The organism is Lentzea indica, from assembly GCF_012184385.1.
In the GTDB taxonomy this organism is placed as follows: Bacteria; Actinomycetota; Actinomycetes; order Mycobacteriales; family Pseudonocardiaceae; genus Lentzea; species Lentzea indica.
The window spans coordinates 1-2,371 of the sequence record NZ_VSRL01000487.1 but is presented as its reverse complement, the minus strand read 5'-3'; the positions used below and the strand labels follow the sequence as shown (position 1 = coordinate 2,371).

The 2,371-nt window shown below is 71.3% G+C and carries 2 protein-coding genes and 1 pseudogene; 2 read left to right on the top strand and 1 reads right to left on the bottom strand.

The annotated features are described in order from the left end of the window. Nucleotides 1–347, bottom strand: a pseudogene (locus FXN61_RS48790) (DEAD/DEAH box helicase); the annotation flags it as partial. Nucleotides 348–377: 30 nt separating this feature from the next. On the opposite strand from FXN61_RS48790, the gene FXN61_RS48785 reads away from it, so the two are divergent. Together FXN61_RS48785 and FXN61_RS48780 are read left to right on the top strand one after the other, a co-directional pair. Next, entirely contained in the window at nucleotides 378–1,844 is a 1,467-nt protein-coding gene (locus FXN61_RS48785; RefSeq protein WP_167980544.1) for an aromatic amino acid ammonia-lyase, read from the top strand. A gap of 69 nt (nucleotides 1,845–1,913) precedes the next feature. Further along, nucleotides 1,914–2,371 (top strand): alcohol dehydrogenase catalytic domain-containing protein (locus tag FXN61_RS48780; protein ID WP_376770830.1); only part of this gene is annotated, 458 nt, incomplete at its 3' end.

Here is a 2,371-nt window from a genome sequence, read left to right as displayed (position 1 = left end):
CTCAGGCGCACCTCCGCCCCGAGCTCCGGCCTCGTGACGAACCGGACAGTGGGCACGCCCCACGGCCGCAGCTGCACCTTGCCGCGCTGCGCCCGTCCCGCGCTCAACGGGTCGCGCACCAGCTCCGGCGACGCCATCGGCCCGGACGAGAACGACGGCAGCAACAACGTCCGCGTGGCCGCCTTGACCGTTTCCTGATCGAGCGCGCCAGCGAGCGACTCGGCCGTGGCGGCGAACGGATGGGGCGCGTCCCGTCGTGTGCTCTCGCTCCGTGCGGGCAGCCCGGAGTCTTCGGCCCACAGCGCGAGGACGCCGTCGGTCGTGCACAGGCCATGCAGTACGAGCACCGTTGAACCCTATGTGTTCACATTGGTGCCATGGTCGAAGACTCCCCTGTCGTGCTGGACGGTCGGTCCCTCGGCGCCGACGACGTGGTGCGCGTCGCGAGGTACCACTCGCCGGTCGCTCTGCACGCCGACGGGCTCGCCCGCCTCGACGCGTCGTGGCGTGCCAGCCAGCGCCTCGTGGTGCGGCGACATGTCTACGGCCGCACCACCGGCGTCGGCGCGAACCGCGACCAGATCGTCAGCACGGAGGGCTGGGCCGAACACGGCTTGCGCCTGCTGCGCAGCCACGCGGGCGGCCTCGGCGGCATGCTCCCCGAGGAACAGGTGCGCGCCATGATGGTCGTGCGCCTCAACCAGCTCCTCGCGGGCGGTGCCGGCGTGCGCAGAGCCGTGGCTGATGCCCTGCTGGCCGCGCTGAACAGCAGCTGCTACCCCGGCGTGCACGAGTACGGCGCCATCGGCACGGGTGACCTGACCGCCCTGGCGGAAACCGGCCTGACCCTGCTCGGCGAGCGCTACTGGCTCGGGTCGACGCAGACCCCGGACCCGATCGAGCTCGACTCGGGCGACGCACTGGCGTTGATCAGCAGCAACGCACTCACCATCGGCATGGCGGGCCTGGCATGGCAGGACGCGCACCAGCTGCTCAAGGCCACCCACGTCGTCGCCGCCCTGTCGTTCCTCGCTGTCGACGGCACCGTCGAGGCCTACGACGAACGCGTTCATCTCGGCCGCCCCCACCCCGGCCAGGTGGCGGTCGCCGCCGAGATGCGCCGTCTGCTCGACGAACCGTCCCGGCCTGCGGCCCGCATCCAGGACCCGTTCGGCTACCGCTGCTTCCCGCAGATCCACGGCCCGGCCGTCGACGCCGCCACCGACCTCGGCCGCGTCCTCGACGTCGAGTTCAACGCCGCCGCCGAGAACCCGCTGATCGTCGCCGACCACTTCGGCCTAGAAGACGACGCCGCCTACCACCACGGCGCCTTCCACAGCGCGTACCTCGGCCAGGCGCTCGACCGTCTCCGGTTGTCGATGCTGCACACCGGCCACCTGTCGACGGCCCGCCTCGCCACGCTGGTCGAGCCGAACTTCACCGGTCTGCGCCCGTTCCTGGCAGAGGGTGTGCCCGGCAGCTCGGGCGTGATGATCCTCGAGTACAGCGCCAACTCGGCGCTGGCGGAGGTCCGCACGCTCGCCGAACCCGCGAGCATCGGCAACGCCGTCGTGTCGCGCGGCCAGGAGGAGAACTCGAGCTTCGCCTTCCAGTCCGCGAGCCATGCCCTGCGCTCCCTCAGCGCCTTCCGCCTGGTGCTGGCGTGCGAGGTCGTCGCAGCCGTCCGCGCCCTGCGGCTGCGCGGCATCACCCCGGACACCCCGGCTCTGCGCGCCGCCTTCGAGACAGCCGAGTCGAAGCTCAACCCGGACATGTCGGACCGCCAGCTCAGCCCGGACGTGGAGGTCGCCTCCAGCCTCCTCGACGACTTCGCCGGCTACTGAGCCTGCGCCGAAGCTGTTGCGGGGGAAGGGCATCGCGCCCTTGATCTCCACCTTGCTGGAGCTTTTAGGGTGGGCAAGGTCAAGGTGGTCGAAGCAGGGGATGTGGTCGTGGTGCGTGCTGTCCGTGTGCACGAGTTCGGTGGACCCGAGGTGCTGGTCGCGGAGGAGATCGCAGAGCCGGTCGCCGGTCCGGGGCAGGTCGTGGTCGGGTTGAACGTCGCCGACGTGATCTTCCTCGACACGCTGCTACGGGGCGGCTGGGGCGGCGAGTTCTTCCCCCTGGCCCCTCCCTACGTCCCCGGTGGCGGCGGAGCGGGACAGGTGCTGTCGGTCGGAGAAGGCGTGGATCCGGCCTGGGTCGGCCGGCATGTCGTCGCCCGTGGATCCGGGAGCTACGCGGAGCGGATCGTCTCCTCCGCCGACGAGATCGTCGTGGTTCCGGACGGCCTGGTCTCGGCGGAGGCGGCGGCCATGGTGCACGACGGCGATGGAGATCCCCGAGCCCGCGCCGTTCGTCGTCGTGACCG